Source organism: Halosolutus gelatinilyticus (assembly GCF_023028105.1).
GTDB classification, from domain to species: domain Archaea; phylum Halobacteriota; class Halobacteria; order Halobacteriales; family Natrialbaceae; genus Halosolutus; species Halosolutus gelatinilyticus.
In genome coordinates this window covers 275,597-294,163 of record NZ_CP095492.1, presented here as the reverse complement: position 1 = coordinate 294,163, position 18,567 = coordinate 275,597, and the positions used below count along the sequence as shown (strand labels likewise).

Sequence of the window (18,567 nt, the reverse complement as noted above, 5' to 3'; positions counted from 1 at the left end):
TTACCCCTTCGGTCGCTGTTCGATGTACTCGTACATCTCCGGTCGCTCCTCCAAGAGTTCGCGGAACTCCTCGAGCTGGTGTTCCAGTTCCGGTGGCAACTCCGCGTAAAGATATGCGAAGATATCTTCGATACCCCGTTCCTCGAACGCGTCGGCGGCGTCGACCGCCTCAGAGAACTCCCGCTCGACCTCCTCGCGAATCGCGTCCTCGTCGATCGCATCCCATCGGTCGGTCTCCTCGAGGAAGGTCTGGTACCGATTCAACGGATCTCGCTCTTTCCACTCCTCGACTTCCTCGTCGGAGCGATACCGCGTCGGATCATCGCTGGTCGTGTGCGCGCCGCGCCGGTAGGTAACAGCTTCGACGAGGACAGGATCACCGTTGAGCGCCCGTTGGCGAGCGGTCGAGACCGCGTTGTAGACCGCAAGCACGTCGTTCCCGTCGACGCGGATGCCCTCGATACCGTAGCCCAACGCCTTCTGCGCGACCGTCTTGGCGTTCGTCTGATCGTCGAACGGGAGCGAGATAGCGTACTGATTGTTCAGACAAAAGAACACCGCCGGGACGCCGAGGACGCCGGCGAAGTTCATCCCCTCGTGGAACGCACCGGTCGACGTCGCACCGTCGCCGAGGTTCGCGAAGGTGATGCTGTCCTCGTCCGCGAGTTGCATTCCCCACGCCTTGCCGGCGGCCATGGGGACGTGCGACCCGACCGAGATGGATAGCGGGAAAATGTTAGCCCCTTCCGTTCTCGCCGCGTCTTCGACGCCGCGCCAGTACAGCAGCAGGTCCCGCATCGAGAGCCCGTGCATTACCAGCATACTGGCCTCCCGACCGTAGGGGAATACCCAGTCGTCTCTCGAGAGCGCGTATCCGCTACCGGCGATACTGGCTTCCTGTCCGCGGCCGGATGCGATGGTTCCGAGCCGCCCGCGTCGTTGGAGCTTCGTCGCCCGGTCATCGTAGACTCGTTGCAGGAGCATCCAGCGGTAGAGGTCGCGGAACTCGTCGTCGTCGAGGTCCGGTACGCGATCGGCGACGATCGACCCATCGGGATGTATCACGCGGTGCGTTTCGATCTCCACGTCGCTCTGTGAGACCGAGTCGACAGCGACGTCTATCGGCGTAGAGGAGATGGACTGTGGACTGTTATCCATTGTACGACCGTACATGTCCGAACCAACACTATATGGTTTCTGCTGTCGGAGATATTCTCCCCCACCTGTTTAGTGGCTCAGAGATAATGTCTCGTTCATTTTACACTCTCGTGATCGCGGTTTCTATACGTATTGCATCTTCCTTGTGATATCCACAACACTTTTTATCAATGTTGTACAATGGAGGTCATATGCTATCGAGTAGCAGGCGGAGATTCCTCAAAGCGGGTACTATAGCGACGGCCGCCGGTCTCACTGGGTTAGCAGGGTGTCTGGGCGGGGATTCCAACAACACGCTCCGATTCAACTACGTTGTCCCAATCGAGAACTTCGGATCGCTACTGGATATCCCGGAGATTCAAGACGAGATGGATAGCCTCGGGGAAACGTATGAACTCGAGGTTTCGCACGACGCTAGTACGCCCGACACGGTAAACGCGATGGCGGCCGATCAAGCTGACATGGGCATGGTCACCATCGCGAGTTTCGGCAACGCGATCGTTTCCGATGCCGTCCCCGGCGGCATCACGGCGATCGCCACCGACTTCTGGGATGCTCATCCGGACCATTTCGCGGTTCCAGTTTATTCGCTTCCCGACTCGGACATCACCGGTCCGGAAGACCTCGAAGGGGCGACGTTGGCCGTCAATGCGCTCGGAACGGGGATCCACGCCGTGTACCAGAAGATGTTGACCGAAGTCGGCCTCGATCCCGAAGAGGACGTGGAATTCGTCGAGCAGAGTTTCCCCACCTTCATCAGCGGGCTCGAGGACGACATCTTCGATGCGGCGATCTTCCCCGCGCTGTTCGCCGTAACGGCACGGAATAACGACTTTACGCAGGTGTTCACGTCTCGAGACGCATTTGGGGAGGAACTTCATCCGTATCCCTTTACGTTCACAGCGGCGTCCGGTACCGCGCTCGACGAGAAGGAAAACGAAATTCAAGCGTGGGTAGAGGATTTTCAAGGCGTATTCGAATACGTACAGGAGAACCGCGACGAGGTCGTCTCGATCGCCGCGGAACACTTCGAGCTCCCCGAAGATCAGGTGGACGAGTTCTTCATGACGGAGTATGGGTACTATCGAGACTTCGAAAACGATACCGATGCAATTCAGGGAATCATGGACGAACTGTACGAGTTGGACATTCTCGAGGATCAGTTTGACGCCGAAGCGCACGCGACCAACGAGTACCTCTCGTGACCCCACACGCCGACGGATACCGGATCGCAAAGCATTCAAATAAAACTATGTGGTAACAGCAAGCACGATGGTCGAAGGACACGTTACGATATCGGATCTCGAGAAGGTGTACGAATCAGGTGACGAACGCACGACGGCAATCAAAGACCTCTCGCTCGAGATCCCGAGCGGAGAGTTCCTCAGCGTCGTAGGGCCGAGCGGATGCGGGAAGAGCACGCTGCTGTACCTGATCGCCGGCTTTCTCGAGGAGAGCACCGGCACGATCAGTGTCGACGGACAGTCGATCGACGGTCCGGGGACCGATCGCGGAGTCGTCTTTCAGGACTACGCCCTCTTCCCGTGGCGGACAGTTATGGGCAACGTTACCTATGGACTCGAACAGAAGGACATCGACAAGGCCGAACGACAAGAGACTGCACAGCGGTTTATCGATATGATGGACCTCGCCGGGTTCGAAGAGAAGTATCCGAAGGAACTCTCGGGAGGGATGAAACAGCGCGTCGCGCTCGCACGGACGCTGGCGTACGATCCAAAGATCCTGTTGATGGACGAACCGTTCGGAGCACTTGACCAGCCGCTCCGCGAGTCGCTGCAGGATCACCTCCTCGATATCTGGCGCAACCTCGAGAAGACGGTGATCTTCATCACTCACGACGTAGAGGAGGCGGTCTACCTCTCCGAGCGGGTGATGATCATGACCCGCCACCCCGGAACGAAGAAGACGACTACTGAAATCGACATCGACCGGAACCAGAGTCGCGAGGAAATAGTCATGTCTGGAGAATACACTGCCACCAAAAACGAAGTGTGGCAGTCGCTCAGAGAGGAAACAAAACCGGAAGCCCAGCTGTAACACCATGTCATACGCCGATTTCCGATTAGAGGGCTTGGAGGAAACGTTCCCGGAGCCGGTCCGGCGAGTCGTGCTGTTCGTCTTCGAGTGGGTCCCGATTGCGGTTCTCGTAGGGCTATGGTCGGTCATGAGCGGCACCGTCGTCGACGAACGAATTCTCCCGTCGCCGTCCGATGTGGGCTATGCCACGTGGAATATTCTGACGACCGGCCAAGTACTACCGCATCTCCAGGTATCGCTCTATCGAATCGGCGTCGGACTCGGACTAAGCATCATCGTCGGGGTGCTCCTCGGTGTCGGAATGGCGCGATCACGGTCCGTTGAGAACGTCTTCGAAGTGTTCTTGGCGCTGATCTATCCCATTCCGAAGTCAGCGCTGGTACCGCTGGCGATCCTCTGGCTTGGCGTCGGCACTGAGACGGCGATCCTAATCGTATTCTTAGCCAGTCTCCTCCCGATCGTGCTCAACAGCTACAACGCCGCGCAGAACGTCGATCGGAACCTCATTTGGTCGGCCCAGATGATGGGGATGGAATCGTGGAAGATCCCCCTGAAAATCGTGATTCCGACGGCGTTTCCGAGCATCTTGACTGGGATCCGGCAGGCGATTCCGATTTCCTTCATCGCACTGGTGAGCGCTGAACTCATCGCATCAAACGAAGGAGTCGGCTACGAGATCCTCAGGTACAGCGAGATTGGGGCCTACACGGAGATGTTCGCCGTTCTCGTCGTCATCTCGCTGACCGCATTCTTCGCCGTCCGCGGCTACGAGTGGGCCGAACGGAGGCTGGTACGATGGACGTGAGGTCCGCCGCGCTCGACCGAACAACCCTCGTCGACGCCGCGAAGGCGACCTACTCGCTGGCTATCATACTTGTCCTATGGGAGATCGTGACGCAGTTGGGATTCGTGCATTACTACTTCCTCCCGCCGCTCTCGGATATCCTGCTCAGATTCGCCGAGATGACGGTTGACGGTACGATGATTCACAACGGATACCTCACGATCCGCCGAGCGCTGATCGGACTGCTCCTTGCTTGCGGTGCAGGAATCACAGTCGGTGTTCTGAGCGCTCGCAGTCGCATCATGGGATGGTTCTGGGATCCGATCATCGAGGTCGGATATCCAGTGCCGGTGATTGCGCTCGTCCCGGTATTCCTGTTCTGGTTCGGAACCGGTGATCTCCCCAAGATCGCCCTCGTCACACTGGGTTGCTTCTGGCCTGTGGCGCTCAATGCACGCAACGCGACTCGAAACGTCGACGAGAACCTCGTCTGGTCTGCGCGGATGATGGGAACGTCCGATCGACACTTGCTTCGCAAAGTCATCGTTCCAGCCGCAGCACCAGGAATCATCTCCGGGGTACAGATCGCGCTGCCGATCTCGCTGATCATCACGTTCGTCTTCGAGATGGTCGCCGGCGGCGGCGGTCTCGGTCACATCGAGATCCAAGGTGTTCGGTCGTTCGACTCGGCCCAAGTGTACGCAACCCTGATCGCGATAATGATTATTGGCTTCGTCCTCGATCGCGGACTTCGTACCGCGCGCTCGAGACTGCTTGCGTGGACCTGATGAGAGACAAGCGCTCACTCGCACACCGAACGAACCAATCGCGATAACCGACTTCACACGACCGAATCAATGCACGTAGTCATTATCGGCGGAGCAAGCACGATCGGCGTGACGGTCACGTACACGTTGATATCGGCGAACCCGACATTGGACGTCACGCTCGTCGATCCCGACGAGGCGACCGCGTGGGGTCACTCCCTCGACATCACGCACTCGCGCTTTCACTCCGCCGGAGCGCCCGTCGACGCCGAAACGGCCGATTCATTCGGAACCGTTCGATCCGTCGGTGTCGACGAACTCGCGAACCTCGATCCCGACATCGTGGTCTTTACGGCGGCAGCACCGCAGCCCGCTGATGCGACCGACGCCGACGCTCGAGCGGCAGAGCTCGAAGCGAACCGTGCGATCGTCGATGACGTCGCGGGCGGATTACGAACCCTTGATCCCGTTCCCGTGCTCGTTCTTTCGAACCCGATTGACCGAATCACGTATCGGCTCTGGAAACGGCTCGGCTGGTCGCGAGATCGGTTCATCGGCTATTCGTTATCGGAAACGTCGCGGACAGCGTACCGGATCGGCGAGTTGCAAGATGTACATCCAGCGACCGTTTCCTGTCCCGTCATGGGGGAACACGGCGAAGGAATCGTGCCGATTTTCTCGAGGCTCCGCATCAACGGAGAACCGATGTCCCTCCCTGAACCGCAACGAGCAGATGTCCGCGGGTATGTGCGAGCGATTCCGTTCGAAATCGCGAAGGAGCGCGGCGTCTCCGAGACGTCCAGGTGGGTGACTAGCGCCGGGGTGGCACGACTAATTCGGGCGATGTCCACCGATGGAACGGCGACGCTCTGTCTGTCAACGCCCGTCGACGGCGAATACGGGCTCGTAGACGGTTGTCTGAGCGTACCGGTCTCGCTTACCACTACTGGCGTTGACGAGATCATCGAATGGGACCTCTCTGATGACGAGAACCGGCGGTTACGGTCCGCTCACAGCGCGATTCGTGCAGATATAGAGCTATAAGTCGGTTCGCGCGACGGGCGGGGAACGTTTCCGGTCGATCGATACGGTCAGATCGCTACGGTCACACTATACGCGGGCAGGCGAAATACCGTGGTTAAAGTCCGTGGGTACACGTCGCCACTTCCTCGAGACAAGCGTGGGAGGATCCTCGCAGAGAAGTCCTGTAATGGCGGGTTACAATGGGTACTCTCGCGGTTCGTGCTGGATCGAGATCCACTTCGTCTCGGTGATCTCCTCGAGGAAGCCAGTGCTGTTGTACGTTCCCATCCCGGATGCGCTGGTCCCGCTGAACGGGATGTGAGCCTCGTCGTTGATCGGTTGGTCGTTGATGTGGACGTTACCGGTCTGCATGCGATCGGCGATGTCCTTTGCGACCTCGAGATCGCCGGCGTGAACGGCGCCGGAAAGGCCGTATTCGGTCGCGTTAGCGATCTCGATCGCCTCGCCGACGTCCGAGAACGGAATGACCGGAGCGATCGGGCCGAAGTGTTCGTTACACGCTGCGGCCATCTCGTTCGTGGCGTCCGAGAGGACGGTGGGTGCGACGACTAGCGAGTCCTCGACGCCGTCGACGGAAACCGTTCGCCCGCCCGTCTCGAGTGTCGCGCCCGCTTCTACCGTCTCTTCGACGTACTCGAGCATCTCGTCGCGTTGGGGTTCGTCGATGATGGGGCCGACGTCGGTTTCCTCCTCGTGGGCGCTCCCCGGCGTGAGGGACTCCGCTCGCTGGACGAGCCGGTCGACGTACTCGTCGTATATGTCTTCGTGGATAACATGTCGATTAATTGATATACACACCTGGCCCTGATGGACGAACGACCCGAACGTCGCCGCATCGATAGCGCGGTCGAGATCGGCGTCATTCGCCACAATAAACGCGTTGTTCCCGCCGAGCTCCATCGCGGGTACGGCGAGGTTCTCACCGGCTATTCCGGCGACGCGTTGGCCGACCTCCGTCGAGCCCGTGAACGAGACCACGTCGCTCTTCGGGTGACCGGCGACGCGATCACCGATCTCGGATCCGAGACCAGTAATAACGTTTAACACACCACCGGGGAGATCCGTCTCTTCGAACAGTTTTCCGAAGAGCAGTCCCCCCGTGATCGGGGAGTTCGTGGACGGCTTCAAGACGACGCTGTTGCCCGCAGCGATGGCAGGAGCGACCGCTCGCATTGAGAGGTTGAGCGGAAAGTTCCACGGCGAAATGACCGTGATGACGCCCTTCGGTTTGCGCTGTGCGAGATTTTCCTTCCCGGGGATATTGGATTCGGCATGTTCGCCCTTCATCCGTCGGGGGAGGGTTATCGCCTCATTCGCATGGTCCGACGCGATGTGAACGGACGTCTCACCCATGAGCCGCGTACCACCGACCTCATGGGTGAGCAGGTCGACGATCTGTTCGCTGTTCTCCTGTACCTGCTGGAGAAACTGCTGGATGACCTTCTGGCGATGTGCTGGTGGCTGTTTCTCCCATTCTTTCTGTGCTTCGGCGGCGGCGTCGTACGCTACATCAACGTCGGCTTCGACGCCTGCAGGTACCTCCGCGACGGACTTGCGCATCGAGGGATCCTCGACCGTCACCGTATCACCGCTCCGGCTCTCAGTCCACTCACCGTCGATGTACAGCGTGTTCCAATCGGAATCAATGGATAAACCGTCTGTCATCGGTATACTATACCATGACACAGGCCCTTATAGAGATTTGGTACAGTAGATATTGCACACTCGAATAATACAATCTGTGTATTATGATATTCTAATTATATTGTGCGTTCAGATAGTATGCGAATGAGACTGCGCCTCCGTAGCTGTAACTCGCCGGAATATGGCGGTCTCGAGCGGCGAATCGGTCGTCAACGTACTCTCCGGTGAAACGTCCGGAGATCGTCGACGAACAGGTTCGGTATCTCCACCGCCGCGAAATAACACCTCGGGCATCCGCTCCGAATGAACGATATCGTAGACCTCCTCGGTCCACGATCGAGGTATTTTGATGATCTCCGTGGGATACCGTATCTTACTGACTGGACGGCGACTTCGTCCGCGAGCCGCCGCGATTCGTGAACCGGATCAATCTCTCGCGAGCTACCGGAGTTCCATCTGTTCGGCGCGGTCGATCGCGAGCTCGGTGATTTCAGGGACGGAACTGTCGGATCGGTCCGCGAGCACGCGGAGCAACATCCCGAGCTGGATTGCCGCTGACTCCCGGAGTTGCGCTGCCTCCTCCGTGTCGTTAGCAAAGTAGTACTCGTGGCGACCGTCTTCGTGAATGAGACCGGTGTACACGGAACGGAGATTGTCCTCGGTGACCGCCTCGGCCGCCCGGTTCCGAACGTCGTCAAATTGCGGGTTCGCCATCATTTTACCGATCCGTTCGACGCCTCCTCAAGCCTTCGATACAGCCCGGTGTACGATCGCCCGTGCCCCGATCGCAACGTTACATTCGGATGTTTTTTACTATCGTGCCGAAAATAGTGTGGGTATCGATGACAAATGAGACAGGAGTCGCTCGTCGCTCGCCGGTCGTTCGTGTCGCGGCGGACGTCGCGACGGACCGGGCTGACCGGGTCTATGCCGCAGCACGTGATGCCACAGACTCTGTGCCGGTCGTCCGAACCGGTCCCACCGGCATCGACGAACTGGAGCCGCTGATCCTGGCGACCGGCGGTGGCCGGACCGCGTTCTTTCAGTCGCCGCCCCCGTCGGTGGCTCGAGACCTCATCACAGAAATCGCCTCGTGCGGGCTCCCGATATCCCGCGCCGATGCGATTGTCGAACACGACCCGGAGGCACAGTCGCTCCCGATTCCGGAAACCGGTCCGCTCGCGACGGGGCGGCGACTCGTCCTTGGCCCGTGTGGCTGGGTCGACCCGCTCGAGCCAGCGGATTACACACTGTGCTCGACTGAACACGACGCGAGCGCGATGACGAACGCGGGGATACTCGCCCGCGGACGGGGCGATGCTGTCGCCGACGAACCGGCGGCCGATGCCTGGGACCGGGCCTGCGACGCCGACGGCGATCCGATCGTCGTCGTCAACGCGAACGAACCCGACGACCGACAGCGCGCGGATCGGACGCTGCTCGCCGGCGCACCAATCGCCGTTCTCGACGGCGTCGCAGCGGTCGCAGAGTACGTTGGTGCTGAGGACGCGATCGTCTACCTGAACAAACGCGATACCGCGCTCCAGCGACACGTTCGGCTGGCCGTGGACGCGGCTGCGGACGTCCTGCCCGTCGTTCCGGAGCTCGTCGCCGGTCCCGACGAGTACCGCGCAGGCGCGCCGACGGCCGCGATCGAGGCGATGGAGGGCGCAGATCGGATCGAGCCCCGGCTGCAACCGCCGACGCCGGCCGAGTACGGGCTCTACGGTCGGCCGACGGTCGTTCACACGCCGCGGACGTTCGCGCAGGTCCAGCGCGCCGTTCGCGCGCCGGAGTCGTTCGACACCACCCCGTCGGATCCCGGAACACGACTCGTGACGGTGACCGGCGACATCGAGACGCCGGTGACCGTTGAACTGGACTCGAGGGCGACGCTCGAGGCGGCTCGGGACGCCGTCTCGATGGACGGGTCGTTCAAGATGGCCTGCGTCGGCGGCGTCTTCGGCGGTATCTCGTCGGACCTGAGCGTCGAACTCACTGCACAGTCGCTTTCCGCCGCGAGTCTCGGGACTGATGGGGCGGTCGAACTGCTGAGCGATCGGCGGTGTGTGGTCGCGACCGTCGGCGAGCGAGCGCGGTTCGCCTCGGAGGCCAACAGCGGACGGTGCGTGCCCGGTCGAGAGGGAACGAAACAGCTCACGGAACTGCTCCGCGATCTCTATGCGGGTTCGTTCCGGAGCGACGAGATCCGTGAACTTGGCAGGGTTATGGGCCGCTCGAGCAACTGTCGGATCGGTGCCACCGCACCGCGTCCCGTGATCACCGCGATGGACGAGTTCGAACCGGAGTTTCGCGCCCACGCCGACGGGCGGTGTCCGAGCGGAACGTGTTCCGATCAGCTATGAGTGCGAACGACCCACTTCCACGAGTCCCGGCGGTCAACGATCCCCGGGAACGGACGCCGGTCACGGCGACGTTCGAGACCGGCACTGCGAACGATCCCCCCGTCGGCACGACCGGCGACGGACCGACGACCCTCTCGATCAACGGGCAGCCAGTAACCGTACCGTCCGGTTCGATCGTCATCGACGCGATGCAAGCCGTTAACGACGAGACGGTCAGCGTCGACCCGGGTGCCGACAGCCTCGAGAGTGATGCCGACGTGCCCGCCCTGTGTTACTACGATCGCGAGGGCGACGCGAGCGAGGAGATCGGTCCGCGAAGCGAGTGTCGAACTTGCATGGTCGAGACCGACGAATACGGACTCGTTCCCTCCTGTTCGTTCCCCGCGGAGGACGGGATGTCGGTCAGGACCGACACGCCCGACGCCGCGGAGTGCCGGAGCGTGAACCTCGATCTCGTCCTCTCGAACCATAATCTACGCTGTACAACCTGCAACGGGAACGGTCGGTGTGAACTTCAGGAAGCCGCGATCAGCGAGGACATCGATCACCCCCGCTACGGCGTGTTCGGCGACCGGGACGAATATGAACCGATCGACGACACCTCCTCGTTCATTCAGATCGATCGCAACAAGTGCATCCTCTGTAACCGGTGCGTCGAGGGTTGTAACGACGTACAGGTCGAGGGTGTACTCCGGATCGAAGGTCACGGGGAGGACACTCGGATCGGATTCCAGTCGGACGCGGAGACGATGGCCGACTCTGAGTGTGTCTCCTGTGGTCATTGTGCGACGGTCTGTCCGACCGGCGCACTCACAGAGAAGGGGATCGGCGGCCCTGGAACACTGCCGCTTCCCGGTTTCACCCATCGGAACTCGATCGGATCGGTTATCGAGACTGACGAGGCGGAAACGCTGGACGACACCACAGCCCCCAACCGGTCTCCCGATCCCGGGAGTGCCGTCGGCCCCACCGGTGAGACTGGCAGCGACGATACGTCGTCGGCCCGCGTCGTTCGCTTTATGGAGCGCGCCAAGAATCGCGCCGCGGAGGTGGTGAACGAATACGGTCATAAAACGGTCTTGGCCGGCGAACACACCGCAGAGAGCATCGCGACGAAGACGCTGCCCGAGGGCCGGCTCTTCGATATCGCCGATTTCGTCAGCGATGTTCGCCTCAAGAGCGTCGCTGCCGAAGAGACGACGTGCGGCTTCTGTGCGGTCGGCTGTCGGTTCGAGATGTGGGGGAAAGATGGCAACTCGATCGGGGCCGTCCCGATCGACGACCCGTCCACGGCGCCCGCCAACAATTTCTCGACCTGCGTGAAAGGGAAGTTCGGCCACGAGTTCACGAACAGCGATGAGCGACTCACAGAGCCCCTCGTCCGGACCGACGCCGGCGAATTCGAGCCCGTTTCGTGGGACGAGGCGCTCGAGTACGTCGCGGAAAACCTCAGCGAAATTCAGGATCAACACGGCGTCGACGCGGTCGGCTGCCTTGCGTCGTCGAAGGGAACAAACGAGGAAGCTTACCTCGTCCAGAAGTTCGCTCGACAGGTGCTTGGAACCAAGAACATCGACAACTGCGCTCGCCTCTGTCACTCCTCGACAGTCGCGGCGCTTCAGCAGACGCTCGGATACGGCGCGATGACCAACCGGATCAACGAGGATATCGGCGAGGCCGACGCCTACCTCATCACCGGCTCGAACACGACCGAAAGCCATCCCGTCCTGGCGACGAGAATCAAGCAGAACGTCCGCGATGGTGCCGATCTAATCGTCTTCGATCCACGGAGAGTCGGTATTTCCGAACACGCCGATCAGTATATCCGGACCAAGCCGGGCTACGACGTGGCCTGGATCAACGGACTGATTCACTACGTCATCGAGAACGACCTCCACGACGAGGCGTTCATCGAACGGAACACTACCGGGTTCAACGACCTCCGTGAGAAGGTTCAGCCGTACACGCCCGAGCGAGTCGAGGAAATCGCCGGCGTCCCGGCTGATCAACTCGAATCGGCCGCTGAGTCGCTCGCCGCGGCCGATACCGTCGTCTTTGGGTGGGCAATGGGGATGACCCAGTCCAGCCACGGCACACAGAACGTCCTCGCGCTCGCGAACCTCGCGCTCACGCTCGGCCAGCTCGGGAAACCCGGCGCCGGCCTCTCGCCGTTCCGTGGCCAGAACAACGTGCAGGGCGGTGGCGGAGACATGGGAACGCTTCCCGGTAGTCTGCCGGGGTATCAAGATCCGTCTGACAACGAGGTACAAGAGAAGTTCGCGAACGAATGGGGCAAGCGGCCACCCACTGAGCCCGGTCTCACGGTCCCACAGATGTTCAGTGAGGCCCACGAATGCAACCTCCGTGGGATGTACATCGTCGGCGAGAACCCTGCCCTCTCTGAACCGGACGTTCGACACGCCGGCGAAGCGCTCGAGGCACTGGACTTCCTTGTCGTCCAGGATATATTTAAGACCGAGACGGCCGAGCACGCCGATGTGATCCTCCCCGCTGCCACGTCGCCAGAGAAACACGGGACGTTTACGAACACGGAGCGGCGGATCCAGCGCGTCCGTCCTACGGCCGAACCTCCCGGCGATGCACGGCAGGACTGGGAGGTTACTCAGGATCTGGCGAACCGTCTGGGTTATGAGTGGGACTACGACCACCCTCGAGAGATCATGAACGAGATCAGCGACCTCGTTCCGATTTACGGTGGCGTCACCTACGATCGCCTCGAGGAGGGGCCCCAGCATGGACTTCAGTGGCCGGTTCCCGACGAATATCACCCCGGGACGCCGTATCTGTACGATTACGAAACAGGCGAGTTCAACTTCCCGGACGGACGCGCTCGCTTCGTGCCGGCGGATAGCGGACAGCCCGGCGAAATCCCCGACGAGGAGTACCCACTGACGCTCACGTCCGGTCGTGTCCTCTATCACTGGCACACCGGACAGCTCACGCGCCGCGTCGAAGGCCTCATGAGTCACATCGGCGAGAGCTTCGTCGAGATCCATCCTGAGCTGGCCGAGCAACTCGGCGTCGCCGACAGGGAGTACGTCCGCGTCGAGTCACGGCGCGGCGAGATCGTGGTCAAAGCACAGGTCACCGAGCGGGTCGATGCAGGGACGCTGTTCATCCCGATGCATTTCGCTGCCGGCGCAGTCAACAAACTCACCCAGGAGACGTTCGACCCGCAGTCGGGCATTCCCGAATACAAAGTCTCGAGCGTCCGCGTCGAACCACTCGGTCCGGAGACCGATGCCGACGTCCTTCGAACGCCGGACGTCGGAGAGACCGGCAACGGAACTGCGATCGGTGATAACTGACGTATCGGTACTCTACGCACAATCTCCTCGACGAGCAAGTTGATCGGTTTGCCCGTGTCCTCAACGGCTATCTCGCGTTCTGACTGTACTACGCCGAATAACGTCTGCTTCTGACGGGCGGACGCTCCTAGATCGAGCAGTCGCAATCCGATCTCTACGTCTGACTATTCTTCACGACGTCGCCCTCGTGCTCGAAGATCGGAAGGCCATTGTATGGTCTGACGGCGAGAGCGCGGAACTGCGCGCCGAGAACGGGCAGAGGGCCCATCGGGACATAGTCGTGGTGTTCGAGGTCGACAAGGACACGCCGGGTACGGAACCGGCCGCTTTGACGACGCGTCGGCAGACGAGACGATATCAGAGACGGAAAGTTCTGAAACGGTGGATAGACCGGATGAGCCGGTTAGCACCGAGACGGCGGTGGTTAGCGACTCCGACGGATCGATCGTCCTGGACAGTCGCGTTCTCGCGCCGTCGACAGATGTCGTTACAGGTCGAGGCCGGTGGAACCCGTATCACCAGACGTCCTCAAGACCGACGACCGCAATTTCATCGAGACGGACGATCGCGCGCAGACTGATCACGAACACGCGTTCGCCGTTGTCGACGGCGCGTAGCTCGACGGGTCCCCGGTCCTGGTTCTGAGCCGATCGTGTGCCTCTCGCCGCCGGTCGACGGTGAGTACGGTCTCTCGGACGCGTCGAATCGTTTCTGTACTGATATCCAAGATTGATCGTTCGCTCTCACGAAACACTTCGCCGTGCGTTCTCCTTCTATCACGCTTAACCGACGGCGGCACTAACCCTGTATGCACGGGGAGTGGAGACGGCGATCCTAGAAACCGAACCGAAGGGCCGCCGTGGTCTCGGCGCGGCGATCGCGGCCTCGGCGTAGAAGTTCATCGACTCGAGGATCGGCCGAACGGGCGATCAGGTTCCGTACCGATACTTGATCGTAATCGAGTCGATCGTCTCCTGCAACGTTTTGACGAGGGTGCGCTGGTAGTCCTCGTCCGTGATCCGTCCCGTCGGACCGACGATGCCGATGGCGCCCTCCAACCGATCGTTGACGACGATCGGCGCCGCGACGAGGCCCATCCCCGTCACCTGCTGGTCCCAGTCGACGGCGTACCCTCGCTCGCGAATCTCCTCGAGTTCGGCCCGGAGCGTCTCCTCGTCGGTGATCGTCTCGTCGGTCACCCGCGTCAATCCCCGCGCGTCGAGGATTTCGTCTGTCCGTTCGTCGGGGAGGCTCGCGAGGATCGTCTTTCCCGTCGCGTTGGTGTGAAGCGGCGTCGTCATGCCGGAGTAGATCCCCAACTCGAGCGATCGGTCGCCGGACGCCTTGTGCAGGATCACCGCCTGCCCCGACTGTTCGACCACGAGCGACACCAGCTCGCCCGTCCGATCGGCGAGGTCCGTCATGAACTCCTCGGCGACCTGAAAGAGGCCGTTTCGGTGTTTGATCCGCGAACCGGTCGTGAGGAACTTGTAACCGAGCCGGTAGTCGCCGTCGTCGTTGATGACGTACCCCGTCTCGGCTAACGTGCTGAGGTGCGCGTGCGCGGTGCTCTTCGGAACGTTCAATCGATCGGCGATCTCGGACGGTCCCGCGCCGTTCGTCTCCCAGAGCACCTCGAGGACGGCGAACGCCCGAAGAACGGACGACATCGAAGACGATCGTTCGGTCATACTCGTCCATCCGACCGCCGATCAATAAAACGTCCGATAATGATGGACGGTGGTAGTCGCGCGCTCGACTCGTCGTTCGCGACGACGGTTCCGAGCGGCGGATCGAGACGCTTCTCTCGATCCGGCCAGTACTGCTGGACGACGATTTCGAAAACTGGCAGAACGGAGCGTGGTATTACACCCATATGGTTGTAAAGTGAATGTCGATCGAAGCGGAAGTCACTGGTTTCTACGTGAATGTCGGGGAGGAGAAGGCGTGGCGTCCACTAATATTGGACGGATGGTTCGGAGGGATTCTCGGAGACGGATCTCGACGACGGACACTCACCTCGAAAACCGGACGGTAAACGAGAGGGGGCAGACGACGCGGCTATTCCGCGAGCGGCAGCGCGCCGTACTCGTCGACGAACTCGTCGCGCAGGGCCTTCTTGTCGAACTTCCCGGTCGTCGTCTTCGGGATCGATTCGCAGAAGAAGAGTCGGTCGGGAAGCCACCACTTGGGGAACCGCTCGAGGAGGTGCGCTCGGAGCTCGGCTTCGGCGGCGCCGTCGTGCGAGGCCACGACGTAGGCGACCGGGCGCTCCTCCCACTTTTCGTGCTCGACGCCGATCACCGTCGCCTCCTCGACGGCGTCGTGGGCCATCAGCTCGTTCTCGAGTTCGAGCGAGGAGATCCACTCCCCGCCGCTCTTGATGACGTCGTCGAGGCGATCGACGACCTCGAGGTAGCCGTACTCGTCGATCACGCCGACGTCGCCGGACTTGAACCAGCCGTCCTCGGTGAACGACGCCTCGGTCTCCTCGGGCCGGGCGTGGTACTCGTCGATGAGCCACGGCGATCGGACCTGGATCTCCCCGGTCGACTCGCCGTCGCGAGGGACCGGATTTCCGTCCGCGTCCCGGAGCCGGATCCGCACCCCCGGAGCAGGGATGCCGGGTTTCATCTGCTGCCGGTACCGATCGCTCTCGGACAGCTGCGCCACCTCGGTCGTCGTCATCGTGTTGACGAGGTGCGGGGCCGCCTCGGTCATCCCGTACCCCTGGTGGATCGGCGCGCCGATCTCCGTGTCGAACTTCTCCATGAGCCACTCTGGCGGGGACGTCCCGCCGATGAGGACGCGATCGAGGCTCTCGAGTTCCACGCCGTCGCGCTCGTCGTAGAGCGACGCGACCTCAAGCCACACCGTCGTCACCGCCGCGGTGACGGTCACGCCCTCCCGTTCGATGAGCTCGACGATCTCCTCGGCGCCGGTTTTCGGACCCGGGAGGACGAGCTTCGAACCGCACATCGTCGACGTGTAGGGCAGCCCCCACCCGTTGACGTGGTACATCGGGACGACGGGCATCACGGCGTCGTTCTCGCTGATCGCGAAGACGTCGACGTGGCTGTGGGTCACCGTGTGGAGGTAGAGGCTCCGGTGGGTGTAGGCTGCGCCCTTCGGGAGCCCCGTCGTCCCGGAGGTGTAGCAGATCCCCGCCTCCCGATCCTCGGCGACGTGGGGCCAGTCGTACGTCGGATCCTGATCCGCCAACAGATCCTCGTAGGCGTGGACCGGCTCGAGGTCGGTTTCGGGGACCTCGTCGTCGAGGACCACGTAGCGCTCGACCGTCTCGAATTCGTCCGCCACGCGCTCGACCGTTTCGACGAACTGGGGATCGACGAAGACGATCTCGTCTTCGGCCTCGTTGACGATCTCGACGAGGTGCTCGTCGGGGAGCATGTGGTTCGTCATGTGGATGCTTCGGCCGCTGCACGGGAGCGCGAAGTAGAGCTCGTAGTGGCGGTAGTGGTTGATCGCCATCACCGACAGGCGCGTTCCGGGCTCGATCCCGAGGTCGTCGAGCGCGTTCGCCAATCGGCCCATCCGGTCGTACGCGTCGGCGTACGTGTACCGGTGGGTCGTTCCGTCGGGCAGTTCCGAGACGATCTCCTTGTGACCGAACAGGTCGGTCGCCCGTTCGATCATCACCTGTAGCGTGAGCTCGTAGTTGTTCATGCTGAATCACCGTCGGGTACCGGTTCGAATCGGTAAAACACGCGTTCCTCGTCGGTCGGGCCGTCGATCTCGACGATCTTCAGCGTCACCGGATCGCCGATCTCGAGGTCGTCGTGGGTGGCGCCGTCGACCCGGGCCGACAGCCTGACCGGTCCGAGGTCGACGACCGCGACCACGTACGGGACGTCGTGTTCCCGAAGTCCGATCGGCAGGCCGCCTCGCACCGCCGAGAAAGCGTACAGTTCGCCCTCGTGAGGGAGGTCGACGTACTCGAGGTCGTCGCCCGTGCACTCGGGGCAGACGATCCGAGGCGGGAAGTGGATCTCCTCGCAGTCGAGACAGCGGGTCGTTGTCAGCCGACCCTCCCGGAGGTTGTCGTAGAACGCGTGGATCCGCGTGTGGTTGTCGGTCTGTAGCTCGTAGAAATCGAGCAGTCTGGGCAGCTCGATCTCCGTCGGAACCGAGACGCGCTCTCGCGTCGGCTCCCGATCGATCGCGGTCGAGTCGTCGTCAAATCTGTCTGTGTCGGTCATTTCGGATCACGGTCGAAGACCATCACGCTGTGGACCGACCCGCTTCCGCTTAAGTTGTGGATGAGGCCGGTTTCGGCGCCGTCGACGAGCCTGTCTCTCGGGACGGTGCCCTTGAACTGGTTGGTTATCTCGAGCGCCTGCGAGACGCCCGTCGCGCCGAGGGGGTGGCCACAGCCGAGGAGGCCGCCGCGGGGGTTGACCGCGACGTCGCCGTCGAGGCGGCTCCGGCCGTCCTCGATGAACTGGCCGCCCTCGCCGCGATCGGCGAAGCCCAGCTCCTCGTACTCGATGATCTCGCTGATCGAGAAGCAGTCGTGGACCTCCGCGACGTCGATCTCCGCGAGCGGGTCCTCGATGCCCGCCTGCTCGTAGGCCGTCCGCGAGGCAGTCCGGGCCTGGGGCCACCCGCTGAACGAGGGAAGGTTGTTGATCGAGTTCCCCGCCATCGAGGACTGGCCGCTGCCGACGATCCAGGCCGCGGTGTCGGTGACCTCGCGGGCCTTCTCCTCGCTCATCAGGATCGTGCCGGCCGCGCCGTCGGTGATCCCGCTGCAGTCATAGAGGTGCAGCGGCGGTGCGATCTCGGGCGACTCCGTGACGTCCGCCGGATCGACCTCCGTCCGGAACTGCGCGAAGTCAGTCGTCGCGGCGTTGTTCTTGTTCTTCGCGGCCACCAGCGAGAGCTGGTCGCGGGTCGTCCCGTGCTCGTGCATGTGGCGCTGGGCGTACCACGCGAAAAACGGCGGCGCGGTGAGTCCGTTGACGCCGTCGAACTCGCGATCGAGGACGTTCGACATCGACCCCTGCATCTCCGGCATGCGCTCGCGGCCGAGGTTCATCTTCTCGACGCCGAGTACGAGCGCACAGTCGAGCTGGCCGGCCGCGATGGCGAGCCACGCGTACCGGAGCGCGGCCTGGCCGCTCGCGCAGGCCAGTTCGGTCCGGGCGATCATCGCGTCGACGTCGATCCCGAGCAGTTCGGCCACCATCGGCGCGACGTGGGTCTGGTAGGCGAAGCGCTCGGGCTGGACCGTGCCGACGAACAGCCCCTCGATATCCTCGGGGCCGATGTCGGGGACGGCGTCGAACGTCGCCTTCCCGCCCTCCTGGGCGAGGTCCTTCCAGGTCGCGTCGCGCTCCCCCCACTTCGCGTGTCCGCCGCCGACGATGGCGACGTTTCGAGTCGCGGCGCCCACG

The 18,567-nt window shown here is 61.9% G+C and carries 14 protein-coding genes; 7 read left to right on the top strand and 7 right to left on the bottom strand.

All coding sequences use genetic code 11. The features are described 5' to 3' along the window. Positions 1-1,158: a thiamine pyrophosphate-dependent dehydrogenase E1 component subunit alpha gene (locus MUH00_RS20435; RefSeq protein ID WP_247004121.1), complete on the bottom strand. Its 1,158-nt coding sequence runs from the start codon at positions 1,156-1,158 to the stop codon at positions 1-3. A gap of 191 nt (positions 1,159-1,349) precedes the next feature. On the opposite strand from MUH00_RS20435, the gene MUH00_RS20430 reads away from it, so the two are divergent. The 5 genes from MUH00_RS20430 (at position 1,350) to MUH00_RS20410 (ending at position 5,811) form a co-directional block, all read left to right on the top strand. After that, complete coding sequence (locus MUH00_RS20430; protein ID WP_247004120.1) at positions 1,350-2,363, top strand: ABC transporter substrate-binding protein; 1,014 nt, start codon at positions 1,350-1,352, stop codon at positions 2,361-2,363. Between the two features lie 67 nt (positions 2,364-2,430). After that, entirely contained in the window at positions 2,431-3,216 is a 786-nt protein-coding gene (locus MUH00_RS20425; RefSeq protein WP_247004119.1) for an ABC transporter ATP-binding protein, read from the top strand. Positions 3,217-3,220: 4 nt separating this feature from the next. Then, positions 3,221-4,021, top strand: a complete 801-nt coding sequence (locus MUH00_RS20420) for an ABC transporter permease (RefSeq protein WP_247004118.1) — start codon at positions 3,221-3,223, stop codon at positions 4,019-4,021. Then, positions 3,988-4,788 carry an ABC transporter permease gene (locus tag MUH00_RS20415; RefSeq protein ID WP_247004117.1) on the top strand — a complete coding sequence of 267 codons (801 nt, stop codon included), beginning with the start codon at positions 3,988-3,990 and terminating at the stop codon, positions 4,786-4,788. The genes MUH00_RS20420 and MUH00_RS20415 overlap by 34 nt, the downstream gene beginning before the upstream one ends. Positions 4,789-4,857: 69 nt before the next feature. Then, positions 4,858-5,811, top strand: coding sequence for a malate dehydrogenase (locus MUH00_RS20410; protein ID WP_247004116.1), 954 nt, complete (start codon positions 4,858-4,860; stop codon positions 5,809-5,811). A gap of 174 nt (positions 5,812-5,985) precedes the next feature. On the opposite strand, the gene MUH00_RS20405 is transcribed toward MUH00_RS20410, so the two are convergent. Next, a complete protein-coding gene (locus MUH00_RS20405; RefSeq protein WP_247004115.1) occupies positions 5,986-7,476 on the bottom strand; it encodes an aldehyde dehydrogenase family protein in 1,491 nt (496 codons plus the stop codon). A 420-nt stretch (positions 7,477-7,896) separates the two neighbouring features. Beyond that, complete coding sequence (locus MUH00_RS20400) at positions 7,897-8,172, bottom strand: DUF8113 family protein (protein ID WP_247004114.1); 276 nt, start codon at positions 8,170-8,172, stop codon at positions 7,897-7,899. Positions 8,173-8,297: 125 nt separating this feature from the next. Between MUH00_RS20400 and MUH00_RS20395 the strand changes: the two genes are divergently transcribed. Both MUH00_RS20395 and fdhF read left to right on the top strand, forming a co-directional pair. Next, positions 8,298-9,821 carry an NADH-ubiquinone oxidoreductase-F iron-sulfur binding region domain-containing protein gene (locus MUH00_RS20395; RefSeq protein WP_247004113.1) on the top strand — a complete coding sequence of 508 codons (1,524 nt, stop codon included), beginning with the start codon at positions 8,298-8,300 and terminating at the stop codon, positions 9,819-9,821. Continuing rightward, a complete protein-coding gene (gene fdhF, locus MUH00_RS20390; RefSeq protein WP_247004711.1) occupies positions 9,818-13,150 on the top strand; it encodes a formate dehydrogenase subunit alpha in 3,333 nt (1,110 codons plus the stop codon). The genes MUH00_RS20395 and fdhF overlap by 4 nt, the downstream gene beginning before the upstream one ends. A gap of 929 nt (positions 13,151-14,079) precedes the next feature. On the opposite strand, the gene MUH00_RS20385 is transcribed toward fdhF, so the two are convergent. The 4 genes from MUH00_RS20385 to MUH00_RS20370 all read right to left on the bottom strand — a co-directional run bounded on the left by MUH00_RS20385 (position 14,080) and on the right by MUH00_RS20370 (position 18,566). Next, a complete protein-coding gene (locus tag MUH00_RS20385) occupies positions 14,080-14,841 on the bottom strand; it encodes an IclR family transcriptional regulator (RefSeq protein WP_247004709.1) in 762 nt (253 codons plus the stop codon). 370 nt (positions 14,842-15,211) lie between these two features. Further along, positions 15,212-16,837: a long-chain-fatty-acid--CoA ligase gene (locus MUH00_RS20380; RefSeq protein ID WP_247004707.1), complete on the bottom strand. Its 1,626-nt coding sequence runs from the start codon at positions 16,835-16,837 to the stop codon at positions 15,212-15,214. Then, positions 16,834-17,370 (bottom strand): Zn-ribbon domain-containing OB-fold protein, encoded by a 537-nt coding sequence (locus MUH00_RS20375; protein ID WP_247004705.1) that lies wholly within the window; start codon positions 17,368-17,370, stop codon positions 16,834-16,836. Before MUH00_RS20375 ends, MUH00_RS20380 begins: the two co-directional genes overlap by 4 nt. Then, positions 17,367-18,566, bottom strand: coding sequence for a thiolase C-terminal domain-containing protein (locus MUH00_RS20370; protein WP_247004704.1), 1,200 nt, complete (start codon positions 18,564-18,566; stop codon positions 17,367-17,369). Before MUH00_RS20370 ends, MUH00_RS20375 begins: the two co-directional genes overlap by 4 nt. Position 18,567 lies beyond the last annotated feature (1 nt).